General features: G+C 48.8%; 12 protein-coding genes. 9 read left to right on the top strand and 3 right to left on the bottom strand.

What is annotated here, in order from left to right:
• Positions 1-221 precede the first annotated feature (221 nt).
• Genes ACFQ45_RS16850 through pglZ form a run of 5 tightly spaced genes read left to right on the top strand, consistent with a single transcriptional unit; the run spans position 222 to position 10,725 of the window.
• On the top strand, positions 222-1,022 hold the full coding sequence (locus tag ACFQ45_RS16850) for a hypothetical protein (RefSeq protein WP_377369793.1): 801 nt from the start codon (positions 222-224) through the stop codon (positions 1,020-1,022).
• Positions 1,015-1,563 (top strand): BREX protein BrxB domain-containing protein, encoded by a 549-nt coding sequence (locus ACFQ45_RS16855; protein WP_377369795.1) that lies wholly within the window; start codon positions 1,015-1,017, stop codon positions 1,561-1,563. The genes ACFQ45_RS16850 and ACFQ45_RS16855 overlap by 8 nt, the downstream gene beginning before the upstream one ends.
• 9 nt (positions 1,564-1,572) lie before the next feature.
• Positions 1,573-5,013 (top strand): BREX system P-loop protein BrxC, encoded by a 3,441-nt coding sequence (gene brxC, locus ACFQ45_RS16860; protein ID WP_377369796.1) that lies wholly within the window; start codon positions 1,573-1,575, stop codon positions 5,011-5,013.
• Positions 5,014-5,044: 31 nt separating this feature from the next.
• On the top strand, positions 5,045-8,698 hold the full coding sequence (locus tag ACFQ45_RS16865) for an Eco57I restriction-modification methylase domain-containing protein (protein ID WP_377369798.1): 3,654 nt from the start codon (positions 5,045-5,047) through the stop codon (positions 8,696-8,698).
• Entirely contained in the window at positions 8,695-10,725 is a 2,031-nt protein-coding gene (gene pglZ / locus ACFQ45_RS16870) for a BREX-1 system phosphatase PglZ type B (RefSeq protein WP_377369800.1), read from the top strand. The genes ACFQ45_RS16865 and pglZ overlap by 4 nt, the downstream gene beginning before the upstream one ends.
• A 62-nt stretch (positions 10,726-10,787) precedes the next feature.
• Here the strand turns inward: pglZ and ACFQ45_RS16875 are convergent, their stop codons facing one another.
• The 3 genes from ACFQ45_RS16875 to ACFQ45_RS16885 form a co-directional block, all read right to left on the bottom strand.
• A complete protein-coding gene (locus ACFQ45_RS16875; RefSeq protein ID WP_377369802.1) occupies positions 10,788-12,665 on the bottom strand; it encodes a DEAD/DEAH box helicase family protein in 1,878 nt (625 codons plus the stop codon).
• Positions 12,665-14,665 carry a DEAD/DEAH box helicase family protein gene (locus tag ACFQ45_RS16880; RefSeq protein WP_377369804.1) on the bottom strand — a complete coding sequence of 667 codons (2,001 nt, stop codon included), beginning with the start codon at positions 14,663-14,665 and terminating at the stop codon, positions 12,665-12,667. The genes ACFQ45_RS16875 and ACFQ45_RS16880 overlap by 1 nt, the downstream gene beginning before the upstream one ends.
• A 313-nt stretch (positions 14,666-14,978) precedes the next feature.
• The gene (locus ACFQ45_RS16885) at positions 14,979-15,140 is read right to left on the bottom strand and encodes a hypothetical protein (RefSeq protein ID WP_377369806.1); all 162 of its coding nucleotides are present in this window, start codon (positions 15,138-15,140) and stop codon (positions 14,979-14,981) included.
• 740 nt (positions 15,141-15,880) lie between these two features.
• Between ACFQ45_RS16885 and ACFQ45_RS16890 the strand changes: the two genes are divergently transcribed.
• From ACFQ45_RS16890 to ACFQ45_RS16905, 4 genes are all read left to right on the top strand, one after another.
• Positions 15,881-16,120 (top strand): hypothetical protein, encoded by a 240-nt coding sequence (locus tag ACFQ45_RS16890; protein ID WP_377369808.1) that lies wholly within the window; start codon positions 15,881-15,883, stop codon positions 16,118-16,120.
• An 806-nt stretch (positions 16,121-16,926) separates the two neighbouring features.
• Complete coding sequence (locus ACFQ45_RS16895; protein WP_377369810.1) at positions 16,927-17,790, top strand: hypothetical protein; 864 nt, start codon at positions 16,927-16,929, stop codon at positions 17,788-17,790.
• 11 nt (positions 17,791-17,801) lie between these two features.
• Positions 17,802-19,424 carry a PcfJ domain-containing protein gene (locus ACFQ45_RS16900; protein WP_377369812.1) on the top strand — a complete coding sequence of 541 codons (1,623 nt, stop codon included), beginning with the start codon at positions 17,802-17,804 and terminating at the stop codon, positions 19,422-19,424.
• Positions 19,421-20,395: an FtsZ/tubulin family protein gene (locus tag ACFQ45_RS16905; protein ID WP_377369814.1), complete on the top strand. Its 975-nt coding sequence runs from the start codon at positions 19,421-19,423 to the stop codon at positions 20,393-20,395. Before ACFQ45_RS16900 ends, ACFQ45_RS16905 begins: the two co-directional genes overlap by 4 nt.
• Positions 20,396-20,397 lie beyond the last annotated feature (2 nt).

A 20,397-nucleotide genomic window follows, 5' to 3' on the forward strand; every position in this document is an offset into this window, starting at 1 on the left:
CTCTATTGACACCCCAGCCATATTTCAGAACACTTGTTGAACCGTAAATTCAAAGGCGTTGAAGGGCTTACTATCGTTATATCTACCTTGAAGAAATGTAGCCCTGTAAGCCACTTATATTTCTCATAAATATATAATGTACAACAACTTGGCAACGTGTATATGCTGAAGGTTATAATTGCCAACTACTGTTGGCTGAGACGCAAAGTCTGGAGATAATTTTGAGAAATATGGCGGCTCATTCCGATAAAGTTCAATTAGAACAGCTAGGCTTCAAGTTTGGCATGAGTGGTGCGCACTCTGCGCGAAGCATGATGATTACAGAACTCAACGAACTGTTAACTTTGCACCCTCATGGTTCGCCTTTGCAAACGATTAAAGATGACATCATTCACTGTAACGTGTTGCATAAAAGTACCGCGAATAGCCGTAAACTAACGTATCGACACTTAGTGGATTTATACAGCCTGAAAACGGACGTTTGTCTGTACCGCAACTTTCTAGCCCTGTGGGAGCAGACAGACGCACAAAAACGGCCTATATTGGCGTTGCAGCTGGCTTTTTGCCGCGACCCCCTACTTCGTCTAGCGCTACCGATGTTGAGCTCAATCTCCGCTGGTGAGCCTTACAGCAAAGAACATACTATAGAGTTGCTAGAGCAACATAATCCAGGTGGCTATAGTCCATCATCGCTGAGTTCGTTTGCCCAAAACATCAACGGCAGCCTGACCCAAGCTGGTTTTCTACAAGGCCGTACTAAGAAGGTGAGGAGTCAGCCAAGCGTTGGTGCTTCTAATGTGGCTTTTGCTCTGTTCATCGCTCATTTGAATGGTGAGGATGGTAGCATCGCGTTGAAGAGTCAGTGGGTGAAGCTGCTTGGCCTAAATCAAGATGAGATCGTCGCACAGGCACATAATGCACATAGCCGCGGACTGATTAAATTCACCCATGCAGGGGAAGTTGTTGAGATACGTTTCCCAAATTGGTTAAACGAACACGAAAAGGAAATTCTGAATGGCTGATCGCATCAGCAACCTTCTCAAAGAGTATGAGAGTCACATTAGTCTCAGCTGGCCCGTAGTTGCCTCCGGTGAGGAGCGCTCTATTTTTGCCATTTACAAACCGGAAGATGAACTAAAACTGCGCGCTCGTGTTGAAGCCTTTGAACAGGCCACCACCTGGCATGGCTACCAGTGGCTGTTACTCGATATAACCCATTCATTTGAAAAATGGCTGACTGAGCAAGACTACGCTGAGGCCTATTACGAAAATCCAGAATACCTGGAAGCAAACTACGAATTCTTCGCTGAAGACCTGGTGAAGGAATTACGTCAAAAAATTCAAGCAAACAATGAAAGTGACGCCAGCAAAACCGCAGTGGCACTACTGGGTTGTGGCACCTTGTTTGGTATTACTTCTGTCTCCGATTTGGTTCGCCAGTTAGCTGACGTTATTCAAGGTCGCTTGTTGGTCTTCTTCCCAGGAGAAAAAGACGGCAACACCTATCGACTACTCGATGCAAAAAACGGCTGGGGCTATCTGGCAACTGCATTAAAAGGATAAGGACTTCTCATGTTAAACAAAGACATCTACCAAAACGATCCGACCACTCACCTGTTGAAAAACCAGGGGGTCGCTAAAGTTGGTGATAGCCGTGATGCAGAATCCCTGGCAACACTGGAATACGAGCTAAAAACCTTCGTTTGTGATGGCCGTTACCAGGAAGGCGTTGAAGATATACTGTCGCAGTTCATTAGCTGCTTTAAAGGCCGAGAAGAACAGCAAGGGGTATGGATCTCGGGCTTCTTCGGTTCGGGTAAATCACATCTGGCGAAAATGCTTGCGGCCCTTTGGTCCAATGAGAATATTGCTGACCAAAGCGCACGATCACTGGCAGATCTACCCTACAGTACTATCGAGCTTTTTAACGAGCTGGATAGCATCGCAGTACAAACGCCAGGCAAACATCATGCATCTGGTACCATCGGTAGCGCAGGAACCAAAAACGTTCGTTTGGCTGTACTCGCTATTTTGTTTCGCTCATTGGGGATGCCTGAGCAATACCACCTTGCACGTTTTTGCATCTGGCTGAAACAGCAAGGTCTGTTAAACACCATTAAACAAGAGCTGGGTGAGCAGCAATGGACCAAAGCTCTACGTAATTTATATGTGGCCCCAGACCTCCATAAAATACTGCTTAAACACATCCCGGACTTGGCAGAATCTCCGGTTGCTGTTGGTAAGCTCCTCGCAAGTCAGTTCCAAAAAACGGAAGAAATCAGCGACGCTGAGCTGCAGCAAACCTTCTTTGATGTGTTGGAAGAAAACGGTGAAATACCACTGACTCTTATTGTGCTGGATGAAGTTCAGCAGTTTATTGGTAACGAAGTAGACCGCGCTCACGATGTACAGCACGTGGTTGAGAAGCTTTGTTCCTCCTCTTTGCTAAAGTCACGAGTAATTTTTGTCGCAACCGGTCAGAGCGCGTTGAGCAGTAACGAAAACCTGCAGCGCCTGATGGGGCGTTTCCAGCTGAAAGTACAGTTGGAAGATACCGACGTGGATTCGGTAATCCGTAAAGTGATCCTGCAGAAGAAAGAATCTGCCCGCGCAGAGATTCAGGCTGAGTTGAACAGCCATCTGGGCGAAATATCCCGCCACTTACATGGCTCTGTCATTGAACACAGTGCGGTTGATGAAAAGAACATGGTGGCCGATTATCCACTGCTGCCAGTTCGCCGTCGCTTCTGGGACCGTGTTCTACACGCCCTGGATGCCACCGGTACCGTTTCCCAGCTGCGCACCCAACTAAGAATTGTGCACGATGCCTGTAAAAGCACCGCAGACAAGGCGCTCGGTAACATACTGCCTGCAGACTTCATCTATGACCAGTTGAAAACCCAGCTGGTTCAAGCACAGGTCATCTCGAAAGACATTCACGAGACTATCAGCCGCAAAGCAGACGGTGATTCAACTGAGCAACAGCAGGCCCGTGTGCTGGCACTGGTGTTGTTGATTGGTAAGCTTCCAACCGACGTTGACCACGGCATTGTTGCGACAGCTGACTACCTTGCCGATTTGATGATCGAAGATCTGGCGGGCGAGAAAAACAGCATGCGTCAACAGGTGCCAGCTTTGCTGGATGAGCTGGTGAAAGAAGGTCTGTTGATGACCTTCCAGAACAAGCACGGTCACAACGAATATCGCCTGCAAACGCCTGAAAGTGCCCAGTGGTACGACCACTTTAAATCAGAACAAAACCAGCTGAATGGCAACCTGAATCGCATTGAAAACATGCGTTTGGAGATGGTGCAAACTCACATTCGCCGAATGGTCGGTCAAACTCGCCTGACTCAAGGCCAGTGTGCCGAACCGCGCCCACTGAGTACCTGCTTCGAATCGACTTTGCCAGCCGATGCGAAAGACAAGCTCTATGTTTGGGTTCACAACGATTCAGAGAAAAATTTCCTTCACACCGCTCGAGGAGCCACTTCTGATCAGGCGACTATTCTGCTGTATGTGCCGAATCTGCATAAGAGCGATCTGGTTGACGCCATGATCGAGCTGAAAGCTGCAGAGCAGACCCTAAGCAATAAAGGTACACCTAAAACCGAAGCGGGACGTGATGCCAAAGCTGCCATGGAGCACCGTATGGCGGTCGCCCAAGGCCGAATCGATGTCATCAACAAAGAAATCTTTGCTGGCATTCAAATCAAGATGGCCGGTGGCAGCGATGTTGATGGCGATACCACCGCCGAACAACTGACAAGTGCTGGTCGTAAAGCGATTGAGCGTTTGTACACGGACTTTGATAAAGCGGACGATCCAAAGTGGGCTCAGGTCTACAACGCTGCCCGTAAAACCGGAGGCGAAACTGCTCTCGATTTATTAAGCGGCAGTAAGGGTAATAGTCACCCGGTAACAGAAGCGATCAGCCGTTATCTGGGGGTTGGCAAAACCGGCAAGGAAATTCAACAGAACTTCTTGGGTGAACCTTACGGCTGGCCATCTGATGCCATTGACGGTGCCCTGGTCGCGATGCTGGCCAGCAGCCAGTTGAACGCCAATATCAATGGTCAGGCAGTAGATGCCAAAAACCTGGAACGCCGTGATATTGCCAAAGCCAACTTTAAGCCAGAAAAGGTACAGCTGACCAATATGCAGCTGATCAAGGTGAAGGGCGTATTGCAGGTGCTAGGGCAGCAAGTGCAGCCTGGCGAAGAAGCCAGTGCCGCAATGCCTGCTTTGCAGGCAGCCAAGGCCATTGCCCGACAGGCGGGGGGGGATGCACCACTGCCAGCGAGTCCGGTGCCGAGTTACCTGGATGACATCATGCAGTACTCAGGTAACGAGTTGCTGCTAGAAATCTGCATTAATCAGGAAAAGATCAAAGCGGATGTGGAAGAGTGGCAAGGCAAAATTGAGCTGATTAAAGAACGCCAAAAGGATTGGAGTGAATTCCTTAGCCTGATGCCACTGTGCCGGGATATGGCCTTTTATGTCGATCTGCAAAAAGAACAACAGGCCATTATCAGTAACCGCAGCCTATTGGCTGATCCTAACCCGGTTAAGCCGCTGATTCGCGATGCCATTTCGAAACTGCGTGATGCCATTGTTCATCACCAGAGCGAGTATCAGAAAGAATATGACCGCTGCTTACTGCAGCTGGAATCGGATGAACAGTGGCAAAAATTACAGGCCAACGAGCAGCAAGAGGTGCTGCAGCAGTTCAGTGTTTCTACCATGCCACCATTGGATCTGAGCAGTAACGACAAGGTGCTGACCAGTCTGGAGCGTTGCTCCCTGGGGCAATGGCAAGACCGCACCGCCTCGCTGATTTCCAAATTTGATCGCGCACGGGCCGAGGCCGTCCGTCGTCTGCAGCCACGTGTACAGTCCCTGCATGCGCCACGCAAAGTGATCAGTAACGAAGATGAGCTGAAACAATGGTTGGCAGAGTCTGAAGCCAGCATTCGCGCCAAGCTCTCCAATGGCCCAGTCTCCGTTATTTAACGGCAGTGAGTAGGAATCAACAGGTAATCACATGACAACAACTCATATGCGCCAACCACTGAACAAAACCCTGCGTGGCCAGCTGGAAAAAACCGTTGGTCAGGCCCGTGCGCTGGTCGAAAAAGCGGCACGCGAAGAAATCGAACGCCTGGGTGTTGGCGAAGGCAGTGCGCCCAGTTATTTGCAGCCCAAAGATGCCAAACTGCGTGTCCAGCTGCGTGCCCATGGCCGCACTTTGGGTGATATTAAAAACAGTGACGACAGCCAGCAAATTGAGCATCTGGTGGGCGAAGTCGCTTACGAACACTGGCACCGCATGTTGTTCGCCTATTTTTTGGCACAAAACAACCTGCTGATATGTGAAGGGTATGCCGTCACAATGGAAGAATGTGACGAGCTGGCTTCTGAACTGGACGCTCGTAATGGCTGGGAAGCGGCTGGTGTACTGGCGGCTCAAATGCTGCCGCAGGTATTCCGTGCTAGCTCACCTGCGCTCAAAATCGTGCTGCCCATCGATGCGGTACGTCAGTTGGAACAGCTGATTGTTAATCTGCACCCGGACACCTTTCAGGCCCAGGATGCTCTGGGCTGGCTGTATCAGTTTTGGCAGAGCGAACGCAAAAACGCCGTGAACGCCTCGGGCGTCAAAATCGGAGCTGAAGAACTGAGCCCGGTGACTCAGCTGTTTACCGAGCCCTATATGGTGAGCTTTCTGCTCGACAACGCTTTGGGTGCCTGGTGGGCTAATCGCAAGCTCACGCAAAACGATATCACCACCACCACCACCGAAGCCGAACTGCGCCAAGCCGCCAGTTTACCGGGTGTACCGCTGCAGTATCTGCGCTTTGTAAAACCCAACGCCGACCAGCCACCGAGCGAAAACAACGCCTGGGCACCCGCCGCAGGCACGTTTGAACAGTGGCCAGAGCAGCTGCCAGACCTCACGGTGATCGACCCTTGTTGTGGTTCGGGGCACTTCTTGGTGGCCGCCTTCTTGATGTTGGTACCTCTGCGTATGGCCGACGAAGGCCTGAGTGCCAAAGAGGCAGTAAACAAGGTACTGAGCCAGAACCTGCACGGTTTGGAGCTGGATCAGCGTTGTGTGGAACTGGCCGCCTTCGCCATCGCCCTGGAAGCCTGGCGCTACCCGGATGAAACCGGTAAGCCACTGGGCTATCGCAAACTGCCCGAGCTACAACTGGCCTGCAGTGGCACCGCTATTGGTTCAGCTAAAGGTGAATGGAAGCAACTGGCAAAAGAAATTGCCGCTCAAAGTACAGCCATCGCAGACAGCGCCGAGCAGAAAAAGAACAATCTCAGTATTGCCCTCGACTGGTTACAAATAACCTTCGAGCACGCGCCGGTGTTGGGTAGCCTGATTAACCCACGCCGCAGCGACGCCGCGAAAATTGTCGACTGGCCAACCCTGCAGCAAGCGTTAACCCAGGCGCTGGATAGCAGCAGCGATGCAACTACCTTTGAAGCCCAGGTCGCCGCTCAGGGCCTGACCAAGGCCGCGCAATTACTTAGCCAGCAATACAGCTGGGTAATTACCAATGTGCCGTATTTAAAGAGTGGTAAGCAGAACGAGATACTTAAAAACTTCTCGGAAACATTTCATTCAGGTGCCAAGGCAGATTTAGCTACGGTGTTCCTTGATCGTTGTCTTCAAATGAATACCCAGGGAGGCCATACCAGTGTGGTGCTGCCACAAAACTGGCTATTTTTAACTAGCTATAAAAAATTCCGCGAACAGCTACTGACCCAGGATACCTGGAATATGGTGGCGCGTATGGGGAGTGGTGCGTTTGAAACTATTTCTGGCGAAGTAGTGAAGGCCATCTTGTTGGGAATTACCCGTGGCCAAAAAGAGCCAGCGCTGTCGCTCGGCAATACTGACGAGAAAAACACCCATAAACTGCGTGGCTTAGATGTTGCTGATTACAAAACAGCTTCGGATAAAGCCGAGGCCTTGCTGGTAGAGGAAGTGAAGTCGGTTAGTCAGGCTGTACAGCTGGAAAACCCAGATTTCAGAGTGAGTTTTGATTTATCTAGAGGGGAAGCGTTGCTTTCAGAATGTGTAATTGATAGATCAGGCTGTTTAACAAGTGATAGTGAGCGTTTTTATAGGTTTTTTTGGGAGCAAATTCTTACTCAAGAGAACTGGGAGTTTCTACAATCGACAGTATCCCAAACTCAGCACTTTGCAGGATTGCAACAAGTCATATTTTGGCAAAAGGGCAAGGGAGCTCTTTACTCTCTTGCTGAAGAAATGAAGGGTACGAATCACGCCGTCCAAAACTGGAAACGCGGTCAGGATGTTTGGGGGCACCCTGGATTGGCTGTCAGCAGTATGGGAGATCTCCCTGTAGCTATTTACTCTGGATGTCGTTTTGATAACAACACCGCAGTATTAATTCCTGATGACTCTCTAAGCATGGAAGCTATATGGTGTTTTTGTGCTTCAGAGCTTTTCAACGACTCGGTTCGTGAAATTGATCAATCTTTAAAAGTGACAAATTCAACATTAGTAAAAATTGTTTATGACAAACAGCGATGGGAAAAAGTAGCCGAAGAAGAATACCCCAACGGTCTCCCGCAACCCTACACCAACGATCCCACTCAATGGATTTTTCATGGCCACCCTTGTGGCTCAGTAATCTGGAGCGACGAATCCAAATGGATTGAGGAAGGTGAACTGCGTATCGACGATTCGGTGTTGCAAATCGCTACCGCACGCTTATTAGGTTACCGCTGGCCTGCGGAGCTGGACCCAGAGATGGAGCTGGTAGAAGAACAACGCGCCTGGGTAAATCGCTGCGATGAATTATTGGGTGATTTGGTTGATGACGATGGCATCGTCTGTTTGCCTGCGCTGCGTGGTGAAGCAACCGCAGCCCATCGTCTGGAGCTGATGTTGGAAGCCGCTTATGGCGATGCCTGGTCAAACACTGTGCGTGAGCAGTTATTGGCCAGCGTCGGGGCCAAGTCTCTGGAAGTATGGTTGCGCGATAAGTTCTTTGAGCAGCACTGCAAACTATTCCAACATCGCCCATTTATCTGGCAGGTTTGGGATGGCTTAAAAGACGGTTTCAGTGCGTTGGTAAACTACCATCAGCTTGATGCCAATAACCTCGACCGCTTGATTTATACCTACCTGAACGACTGGATTGGCCAGCAAGCCGAAGGGGTTAAACAGGGTGTGGATGGGGCGGACATTCGGTTAAGCGCCGCCCAGGCCCTGAAAACCGAGTTGGAAGCCATCAAACAGGGTGAGGCCACCAATGATGGTGCTGGCGGTTACGATATTTTCGTTCGCTGGAAGCCATTACACGAACAACCGATCGGTTGGCAGCCAGACCTGAATGACGGTGTACGCCTGAATATTCGCCCCTTTATGACCGCCAAAGACGTGGCTAAAAAAGGCGCGGGTATTCTGCGTGCCAAACCCAATATCCACTGGAAAAAAGACCGGGGCTCGGATGTGCCAAGTGCCCCCTGGTATTACCTTGGCCTCGAATACGGTGGTAAAGAGGGTGACCGCATTAATGACCACCACCTGACCCGAGCCGAAAAGCAGGCAGCGCGTGAAGCCTATGCCAAAGCCCAGGCTGAAAAGGCCAAAGCCGCTGGTGTTGATGCAGGTGCTGACACACTTGAGCTGGAAGGCGGCAACAACGCATGAAGATTATTGACGCCTTGATCAAACATATTCGCAGGCTCGGGGATAAGGCCGATTTACTGGCCTTGCCTCCGGCGGCGATTTTATGGACGGATAAAGACGCGGCCTGGCAACCCGCCATGCCGCTGCTAAAAAGCGCCATGCCCGAGCTGCTGGAACTGGGCGACTACAACCCGGAGCAGCGTACCGGCCCGGCAGTGTGGCTTAAGTGCGTGATTGCAGGTCTTGCTAGCCCGCTTGAAACAGACAAAGTGCCTGTGATTTATCTGCCTGGTATTTCTCGCAGTGAGCTTCGCGCCATTGAATCCTGCCCTGGCCATTTAGCCATGCTGGCCGAGCTGCAATATCGCTCCCGCTGGTGGTCCACCCCCAACAATAATCGTGACTGGACGGTCTCCGGCTTTTTGGCCAATAACACCATTGGCCTGGAACTGGATATCGCCAAAGACAAAGTGACCCAGGAGACACTGTCACAGGTATTGGAGCCCTTGCTGGAAGCCGAGGTGAATACGCTGCAAGGCAAGCGCATTACCTCTGCCGAATTGGGTGCGCTGGTGGTAGAAGACCCGCTTCGTGATCTGTTGCATTGGTTGGATAACCCAGCCAATGCAGATAGCTGGTCGCCCATGCGCCAAACCATGCTGCAGCAATACTGCCAGCGTGAATATGGCCTGAATGCCGATACCAACAATCGCAGCACGTTTTTAGCCAACCTGTGTGAACAGCCTCAGCCAGTTTGGTCGGCACTGTGGGCGCGCTTCGAGGATATGGCTGAACGACTGCCAGGGTTGCTCAAACAGCTGGAAACAGTTGAGCCGCTGGCGTTGGCACTCAATTCCGAATGCTATTTGTCGCTCGCTTTGAAAGAGGAGCAGGTGCTGGCCAAAACTTTTGCAGATATGGCCAACAAGAGTGATCTGGAAATTGAGCCTGAGATTACTCGATTGCAGTCAGAACACGCAGGTAGAAACGAAAGCCTGTGGTCTCGTTTGGGTTACACCCCTTATGCCTGCGCGTTGCCGCATTTTGACAAACTGGTTGAACTGAAAAACAAACCTTTTGGCGGGCCCGATATTGATATTATGGCCAGTGCCTATGAACGTGAGTTTTGGCAACTGGACTACGCGGCTTTGCAAGCCATGGCCTGCGCTCAACACGACAGCCATCGTCAGGCGATCGAAGGTGTACTGAAGGTGATTTACACGCCTTGGTTGGAAAGCCGCGCCGAATATTTCCAGAAACTAATCAAAGAGAATGGATACAACAGCAGCGACTATCAAATCAGGGAATGCGCTACAGCTTCTTACCAGACCGCCAGTCAGGTGGTGTTTTTCGTCGACGGGCTGCGTTTTGATGTGGCGCGGGAATTTGCCAAAAGCCTGGAAGTGGATTATTCCGTAGCGGTGTCAACGCAGTGGTCAGCCTTGCCTTCGCTGACTGCCACTGCCAAAGCAGCGGTGATGCCGATCAAGGCCTTGCTTGATGGCGATGTCGATAGCAGCAACTTTATCCCTCGGGTCAAAAGCAGTGGTAGTGATCTGTCGCCCACCAGCTTTAAAAAGTTGCTGGAGCAGGAAGGCTGGCAATATCTGGATGGAGTTGAAACCGGTGATCCTAGTGGCCTTGCCTGGGTGCAAACCGGTGATCTGGATAAGGCGGGGCATAAAGAGCAGCTGCGCTTACCAAGCCGCATCGCAGATATCCTCGATGAAGTCATCGCCCGCGTTCACGGTTTGAAGCAGGCAGGCTGGCAACATATTCGTATTGTCACCGACCATGGCTGGTTATGGGTTCCCGGTGGCATGCCAAAAGCCACGTTAAACAAAAACGCCACCATCGATAAAACGTTGCGTTGCGCTATGATGAAAAGTGCCGCGAGCAGTGAACATATTACGGCGCCCTGGTACTGGAACAACCATGTTAATATTGCCTTTGCTCCAGGCATCAAAGCCTTCCGAGCAGGTTCCCATTACGACCACGGTGGCCTGAGTTTGCAGGAGTGTCTAACGCCTGTGATTGATATTCGCTGAGAGCGCTTTGAATTTCGGTAGTGGCTTGTCAGTTGTAAAATAGCCACTACCGACGTTTTCAATCAGTCGAAGACGGAGCTGCCCGATTGGCGTGACTGAGCTGTTGTAGTTGGTTTTGTATCCTGGGAGCTGGTGGCTGATTTACCGCGTTCAAACAAAATCACCACACTGTCATCGCTTGATAAATCAAGCTCACGGCACAGGTCGTCCATCTCGTATTGGTCAATTGCTCGCTTGAATTTGTCGACCTGAGCCGACAGGTTATAAACGCTGAAAATCACCGCATACACGCTTTTTTCTTCAACACTCTCACCACCGCCTAGATTCACCAGGGTTTCGTAGTCGACGCTGGCACCGTCTTTCAGTTCTCTCAGATAGTGCAAGGCTCGAAAGCGAGCAGAGCTCATGCTGTTACTGTAGTCATCAAAAGTGACACCATTCACCCACTGTGCTTTGATCCAGTTCTTGTCACTACCACGTAAAGCACGATTAGGTTTAATCACAGGCCCTTCATCATCTAGCAAAGTATCTCGAATCAGCTCCGCTGCTCGTTGCAGCTGGGCGTTGGGTGTGAACAGATTCGGGCAGAATGAGTCTGCGTGAAGCTGCAGGGGCACCACCGCAAAGTCACCGGCTTCGTAGCTCTGCTGTATAACGGGTTTATCGTTTTTCTGCGGGCTGATCGGATCAGGAATATCCGTTAAACCGCGATCAAAGCCCTGGATGTCGTAACGCTCGCAAATGCTTTCGAATGTGCTGCGAATTGCCAGCAGGTCGGGTTCGGTATTCGCCATTTCCAGGTGAGCCAGGATCTCACTGTAGGCGCTGATGGCATCAAGGTTAGTAAAATGGATGGCTTGGGTGTTGTGGTGGTAACCACAGGCACGACCAATGTTTGCCTGAACAACGGCGGCGATATTGGCAACCGTGCTGTCCCAGGTTGCCAGCAAGTGCGCCTTCAGATCCTGGCCAAAGTTGATACCGGCACGAAAGCTGGCGACCGTGATGGCAATGACTTTATCGTCAAACTCAATGGCCGCTTCACACTCGCGCTTGAATTCCGTCAGCGAGGTTAATTCGTTTTCGTCTACCCCTTTCAGGCTCTGACCAATGATAAAAACCTGATCGGCGGAGTATCCGGCCTTGATGCAGATTTGTTTGGCTTCGTTGGCGTTGTTGGGTGGCACACGAATCAGGGCCCAGCCTGGGCCATCGAAGTCTTCCAGGTGCTGGAAAAGCTGCCGCCGCATCAGGGAGTCATTGCAGAAGTTGCGCTGATCGGCCGCGATTTTGGTGATTTGGCGGTCCCGGTGCATTTGCCTAATACCACGGTACTCGGCACTGGCTTTATGAAACACAATAGAGGTGTTGAAGTTATGCTTCAGAATCGAGTCTTCACCACTGGAAAACAGCGCACTGAACGGTGTTGCCGATACAAACACCACCTTACCTTGCAGGTTTTCTTGTTCCAGGTAGTTGAAGATTTCCCGGTAACGAATCGCCGATTTGGCTGAACCGTAGTGACATTCATCAATGATGATCAGTTTTGGTGGGTGCTTTTTAAAATCCCGTGCGATAGCAGAACGGAAGTGTATGAAGTTACTGACTACGGCATTGCGTGCAGGCAACAGGTCTTCCTGGGCCTGATCGAGCAGGGCAGTATCGGCCATGGTAACCAGGTACAACACGTCTTTCAGCAGTTGCTTGTCGCATATTTGCTCATCGCTTAGGCTGTTGCGTTGTAAGCAGGCCAGCGCCAGTGCAATGCCTGACTTACCGGATTGCATCTCGGCTGCCAGTACCACCGCTCTTGAACCGGTATTGAGTTTTTCAAACGTTCTCTCAGCTGCTTGGCGCTGATGTTCAAAGGTATGCTCCGTCAGCGCTTCGAGAACGCGCTGACGGTGTTTGCTCACTTGCTCGACAATTAGCTCTGCCATTAAAACACTACATCCGGAATGCCACTGAACTGGCTTTCATCATTTACTGTTCCTTCTGACTCAGGAAGCTGGTTGTGATTGATTTTGGCCTGAGTGGTTTTAGCATCGAACTCACCTTGTGCATACAAGACCACGATCGTATTGTCTTGTGGTACATCAAGCAGGTCTGCAATTTCTTGCAAGTCACTGTTACTCATTTGAGTTTTTGTGACATTCCTACGAGATTGGTTGTAGCGACTGAATATGGTTGCGGTAACCGATTTTGCAGCAGAGGATTCACCATTACCTGGAGCAACAATCTGGTTGTACTCAACTCGTTCGTTGTTCTCCAACCTATTGATAAACTTCAAGGTTCGCTCTTTCATTGTACCCAAGCGACCAGCCTTCTCTGGGTTATCATAACTATCGCCGTTAACCCATTGAGCTTTAAGCCAATTCTTCTGTTTCCCACGCATGGCACGATGACCTTTAGGGCGTGGGCCTGAATCCTTAAGATATTCTTCAGTAATCAGTTCCAGTGCTCTAATGAAATCTTGGTTTTTCGTATACAGTGAGTAGTCTGGCTTCTCAGTAAAAAGCTGTAATGGAACGACTGCATATTCTCCCGTATGATAGGTGTCCACGTCGCCAATCGGACGACGTTTTTTTCGTTTGACTGTCAGTCCAACATCCAACCCTTGGACGTTGTATTCATCGCACAACTCATCAAAAAACTCGCGTAAACCCTCGAAATTCGACGCCCCCAACTCGTTAGTATTGTCTTCTAAAAAGTCGAGTGATTCGGCATAGGCTTTAACAGCTGGAAGGTTGGTAAAGTGCAAGGCTTCATGGTTGCTGTGATAACCGCAGCCACGACCAATATTAGCCTGGACGACAGCCGCAACACTGGCAACCGTACTATCCCAAGTAGAGATCAGAGTGTTTTTCATACCACCGAAGTTGATACCGGCACGACAGCCTGCAACAGTGATGGCGATGAATTTTTCATCAAAGCCTTCTGCATTTTCGTACTCACGCTTGAATCGCTCGATTTCGGTTTGATCGTCTTTTGGAATCCCTTGGAGGGACTTACCAATAATAAAAATGTTATCTGGTGAAACACCCTGCTCCAGAAAGAATGATTTAGCGTCATTTACGGTACCAGCAGGAACACGGACCAAAGCCCAACCATCTCCTTCATAGGCGTTAAATTTCTCCATGAAACGATCGCGAGCTGAAGATTGTGTGGAGAAGTTTCGTTCTTCATCAACTAACGGATGAACCAGGTCTGCAGACAGCATCTCGCGAACACCAAAGTACTCATCACTGGTACGATGAAAAACTAGCTTTGTGCCAAAGCTTCTGCGCAGAATCGAGTTCTGTGCCGCTCTTTCGGCCAGTTGTTGCGCCTCCTGGGCTACTTCCACATCGCCATCCAAATCGGCTTCTTCTGCGATTTCTATGGCTTCATCGTAGGCTTGTTCTGCTGCGTAGAGCGCACCAAATGGCGTTGCAGAAATGAAGACTATTTTGCAGTCGGTGTGTTCTTCCAGGTAATCAAATACTCGGTTGTAGCGCACCGCGCTTATGTTGGAACCATAGTGACACTCATCAATAATGATCAACTTGGGCGGACAACCTTTGAAGTTGGATTCAATATCGTTTTCAAATCGGTTGAAGTTGGTGACAACAGCATTTTTAGCGGACTTGAGATCATCCTCAGCTTGCTGTAGAAGTGCTGTATCAACCATAGTCAGCATATACAGAGTATCTTTTAACTGGGATCGATCTGTAATGGCCTCATCTGACAGACTAAGGCGTTGTTGGCAGGCTAAAGCTACTGATATACCCGACTTACCCGCTTGCATCTCAGCAGCGAGGACTACAGCTCGAGTATTGCCATCAAACGCATTGAATGTTTTTTTAGCCGCTTCACGCTGGTGTTCATGCATTCCGCTTGAATTTAGCGTGTCATGCACTTTAGATCGCATCTTCTCAGCACGAGCCTCGATAGAAGACATACTGAACTCCTTTTCCTTTAAAACTAAATGGTTTCTTGATCTTCTCCCACACACCGTGATCAGTCGCCAGGAGAGTGCTCTAATTACTTAACCTTTGATTCTACACTTTTCCTTATGCCTGAAAAGCTACTGAAGCGTACTCGACATCTAACATTCATTTTCTTCGCATTTCATTATCAACCCCTTCCAAGGGGAAGATTCCTCAGTAGCACTCAAGTACGACATTATAAGTGGACAATCTATTTAAATCAGATATAAAAACCATTAAGTGATTTATTGAACTTTAATACTTATTTAATAAATTGATATTCACTCATACATTAAACGCAACCAGCTTTAGAAGTTGCTCCCTGTGACTAATATCTTGCTGGCTACAGCCTCCCACCGCACCCAACACTTCATCATAAATGCGGGTAGCCTCTGTCGCAGATAAACGAAAGTACTCAGCGACTTCAAATGCTAAGGCGTAATCCAACGCGAAAGATCGAAGATATTAAGATTAAGACCATTTTTACCTGTAATGGGGTTTAGGTCATGTCTACTTTTGGTTTTGTAATATTCACCACAAGAAGAGCAACTCCTGCTAGTGGTCAATTTTGACGATCTTCCAGAGCGTCTTACTGCCATGTTTAGTGCGACAGGTCAGCCACTTCCAGCACCTCCAATCATCCATTAGGTCACTCAAGAGAATTGGGAGTGTCTTACCAGTAGGCACTCTCAATGCTTATTCAAAGCCCCTCAATTGGTTACACTCAGGCATCACCTATGGACAACTGTGAGCGCCACTCAATGCAATTCATGAAGACACTGCTAACATCACTCATCCTTTTATGCCTCTTCCAACCTGCTTGGGCAGACCAACCAGTAAAGAAGTCAGTCTTCTATCTGCCACAGGCCTAACACTGAGTATTACTTTCGAACAAAGAATTTCACTGCGTATGAGACGATTGAAGCCTGTCTTGCCAGCGGGGGGAGATTACCTAAAGGCCAGTCTTTAAGCCCTTCTCAGAGCCCTGCAAAAGACACAACATCAAGTTCTTCAAAAGCAACTACGTACAGTCGAGATCAGTTCGGACATGGCTGGGATGATGAGAACAAAGACTGTCAGAACACACGCCAAGAAGTTCTAATCTCTATGTCTACAAACCCTGTGCCATTCGCAGATGACAGACAATGCCGTGTTACTTTTGGTCGTTGGATCTCGATGATAGAACCATGATGCCGTATGGTGATACCCAGCACACAGAGGCCGAGCTGTTTTATATCATTGAAACCTTATTGTCCAAGATCGTGAATCATCCGGTCGGTAAAATCAGTGTACAGTCACTTAAGTTCCAGTTGCATCAAACGGAAGAGGAAAAAACTCAGCCGTTACAAGCGATACCGACTACTTCAGACGAATGGGTGCATAAACAACGGATTAACCGTAGCGTTTCCCGTAAGCCCAAGAAATAAGACGGTGGAATATGGCGATCTTACGTGAACACATCACATAGCACCCTGTGACAAGCGATTAGCAGAGCTTGTCGCAAAGCAAGCTCATGTTTACTCAAACTTGATTTTTTGGTGGTTGCTCTGTTGGTACTGAGTCAATCTAGAACACTTGGTAATGAGGGTCTCGACACCACTTTATTCTGTTGCCTTGTAGCTCGAAGAAGTCACGAATAGCTGATTTACTGCCATCGTTGAAGAGCGTTCTATCCTTATACACCATGGCTGTTTTGCTATGCTGGTTGTAAAGGACTCTCCCTTTCGGTATGGACTGATATTCCAAATGCCTAAGTTCATTTGGCAGTTGGATGATATCGGGGGCGTGTTCCCATAGGTTGACATGATTATCCGGTGTGTCCCACAGGCCTGGTAGGCTGCATTCTCCTTCCTGAAAAGGTCGGCTACGACCAATGATCTTTCCATTGAAATACCAAAATATTCCGATATTGGGCATATAGATTCTCTTTGCTTGCAGCTGTGTTGCCGCTAAGTCCCTTTAGCGCATTTTATAACCCTGCCACTGTCCGAATTTCATGCGCTAAACCTTTATTTTGAGGGGAGGATTGTAGGTATTTATAGTCTCGTCTGGCTAAGTTCTAGCGTCAAAAATGGTGCCGTTTTTAGTTGACGTTTATTGAGTTAGGCGGTGTGTTATGGTTACGGTTTTAGTTAAACTTTTCCTTTAAAATCAATGATATATATCGATTTATTCTGTCGCTTGGTAGTGTTAAAGTAGTCCTTGTTGAACGACAGACATAAGGACACTTTCTATGATTATTCATTCTCGCAATTTACGATTTTTTCCGGATTCAAACCCAGTTCACAATATGGGTAAGATTGAGCCGGATTTCTATATTCCCCGTGTGAAGTATGTGTATGAGTTTGACTTGTACACCTTTGATGAGCGCAATGATCACGCTAATTATTTAATGGGCAGTGCGGCGCAGCGCCTTAAAAAAGCCATAGTCGATGCTTTGGAAGAACGCGTCTATAACGACGCTAACTTGGCGGCGACGTTCTGGGTATCGCGTCAGCGTGTCTTGGATTCCTTCGCGACAGATCCTATTTACATTGCTTCGGTGGAGGACCTTGAAGAGTGGATCGACTTTGAGGAGCTAGCAGAGGACTTCGAGGAGTACTTCGAACTTGAGGAATTAATCAATGAGACGGGATTCCTACGTGCGGTCGATGTGCGTACTTGGCGAGAAGGTACCTCGAAGGTAGAGCCTTGGTTTCATGTGGAGAGCAGCCAAATTTGGTATCCAGATCAACAGCAGAAGTGGTTCCTATGGGATAACGGCGAAAGTGTTGAGTGCGGTAGCTTTGGTTGTTTCGATGAGAAAGATGGCAAGGTAAAACTTTCTCGTAAGAACATCTTGAAAGATGGCGATCGTACCATGGTGGCGTACGGTGATGAGCAGCACGCACAAGCCGAGCTTTATGAGATATTAGAACACATGCTGGCTAAGATCGTTGGTCATCGCTCGGATTGTCTTAGCGTTAAATCGATTACGTTTGAACTGCACGATAAACCAGGCGAAAAGAAAGCGCCGCTAAAGGCTGTGCCACGATCGTCTGACGAGTGGGTGCCCCGCAAAATCAACCGTAATGGATCACGTAAGTCGAAGAAGTAAGGAGCACTGATATGGCGATCTTACGTGAACACATAGAAACCCGTGACAAGCGATTATCAGAGCTCGTCGCTTTGCAAGCTCACGATGAGGCCTTCTACTTAGAGAGCTCAGCACTGGTTTGGGAGATTACCTACCCAATCAAAGAGAGGCTACTGATTCAACCCTATCTACCGATTCACGAAGGCATAGTCATTAAGCGCAGTAAGCTTAATGACGACCGCTGGCAGGAGATCGAGCAGGACGCGGGTTTGCCATTGCTGACTTGGGCACAAACGTGCCCAATCTTGGCTGAAGTAGTGCGCTTCTTACCTGATGACGTAAAAAAGATAGCTCTGTCGGTTCGGTATTTACAGATCTCGATGCTCAATATGTGCCATCAATCTGATGCGTTTAAACAACTGTGTGAGTCAGATTTTAATTTGGCCTGGCTGTTCTTGGACCATGCCCAGCAAGCGCAGTTGGCAAAGGATGATGTCGAGCATTGGTTAACACGCCCGCGTGTAGATTTATTAGAGCTTGTGGCAGGACATCGTAAGAAATGGATGCTCAAGTGGCTACGAAAAGTGAGCGCCAATGTAGGTGATGTGCATGATTGGCAACGACTGCAAAAATGGTTACGTGATCCGCAGCACGTCGCTTATCTAAATGGTTTCGGGCAAGCGAGTGTGTCTTTCTTACAAATTCAGACTTTGTTTGATTTGCCGGTGGATATTCGCCAATGGAAAGAAGACTTAGAAGAGGTCAAATCGCTCTCAGGCAAAGATATTCGCAGTTGGCTGTGGGAAGTGAAGAATATTGCTGTAGATACTCAGCGTATTGGTAAGGCACTAGGCATTCCTGCTTGCAGCCACTTTGATCGCTTGTGTTCGTTTGCTGGGCTTAAAAAGCGTCATGATAAATGGACAGAACGCTTGATTAAGGCGCTACCCAACGAAGCAGGGTTGTATAGTGTCTTTCCTAAACCGCCTTTAGAGGGTTCTGAGTTGATTAAGCCGATCCGTACAGGGTTCGCCCTAATCGAAGAGAGTGAGCGGATGAAGCATTGTGTGGCCAGTTACAGTGACGCAATCAAACAATGTGAATGTTATATCTATCAGTATTTGGGCGAACAGCGTGCAACGGTAGAGCTGACTTGTTTGAACGGTGTCTGGAATCTAGGGCAGATCAAAGGCCGTGAAAATGCCGAGGCGACACCGGAAACGTTAAAGGCGGTACAGGATTGGTTTGATCAATATGAAGGTTCTTTGGCGACTTATCAAAAGCGTCGTCGAGCTCTAATTGCAAAGCCTAATGATGTGTTCTTTCCACTGCCACCGTACGAGTCAGATGGACGTATGACAGCCATCGAAACGGAGGGCATGTTTCATAACGAGCAACGTTATATGAATGGGCATATTCAAAGCACTATTGAGCAGATTCGAAATGGTGAGCGTTATGTCTATCGAGTGGACGAACCAGGTAAAGAACGCGTGATTGAATTTGAGTGTTTGGGCGATGGTCGTTGGGAAGTGATTAATGCCGTCCGTCGTGATGGGACTCGACGTCAATATGATACAGATTTTTTGGAATGGTGGCTTGCAGTAGCCAATGGAGAGCAGGATTGGATGATATTAGAGCAAGGAGAGGGGTTATGAGTAAAAGCCAATCCGAAATGATGTTTGCGCTGGCCGAAGATCGAGTACCTAATATTCTATTGGTGGGGATTGGAGGCTGTGGATGCAGTGCAGTGGAAATAATGATGCATTCTGCCATAGCTGAAAAGGTGACTTTGGCTGCAATCAATACAGACCAACGAGAGCTCAAGTTAACAAAAGCCCCAGTACAGATCCCAATAGGAGAGGTACTTACGAAAGGCCTTGGAGCCGGCTCGATGCCTCATGTTGGCGAGCAGTCTGCTCGTGAGTCAATCCAGGGTCTCGAAGCACTGATTCAAGGCGCAGACTTAGTCATCACTGTTAGCGCAGGTGGTGGCGGGACTGGTACGGGGGCTACGTCAGTATTACTAGAAGTATGTGAACAGCTTCGTGTGCCGACCATTGCATTTATCGTGCGCCCTTTCAGCTTTGAAGGTAAGCGACGTTTAGTCTTAGCTGATACGTTAATTGAGCGTTGTCGCAATCTAGCGGGAACGACCTTTGTTCTAGAAAATGCCAAGCTACAGCAGGCGTTAGGTGCGGACGTCAGGCTCGACGATGCTTTGGAAGCCGCAAACCACTATATCAATGAACTGGTCTCGGGATTGTTGGCAACCATTGATAGTGAGGCGATTGCACGGATTGATTTTGCTCACTTGCTATCGGTTTTGTCGGGTCATGGAGTAGGGAGAGGCAGCGTTATCGAAGCCGAGGACTCTGAATCCATCATTGAGAAGATTACTGACTTTCCATTGCTACAAGACGCCCAATCTTTAGAAGATGACGATAGTATCACCAAGATTCTGATGCATATTTGGGCGCCTGAGTCTTTCACTCTCGCTGATTATGCAGAGATCAATGAAGCGCTTCATGAACAGTTATCAAGCTATGCAGATTTGACCAGCGGGTTTAGTGTTTGGGATACCCCCAGCTTTCGTGTTGTGCTTTTTGTTAATCAAATATCGAAGTGATT

Source organism: Rhodanobacter aciditrophus (genome assembly GCF_042679525.1).
Classification (GTDB): Bacteria; Pseudomonadota; Gammaproteobacteria; order Pseudomonadales; family Marinomonadaceae; genus Marinomonas; species Marinomonas aciditrophus.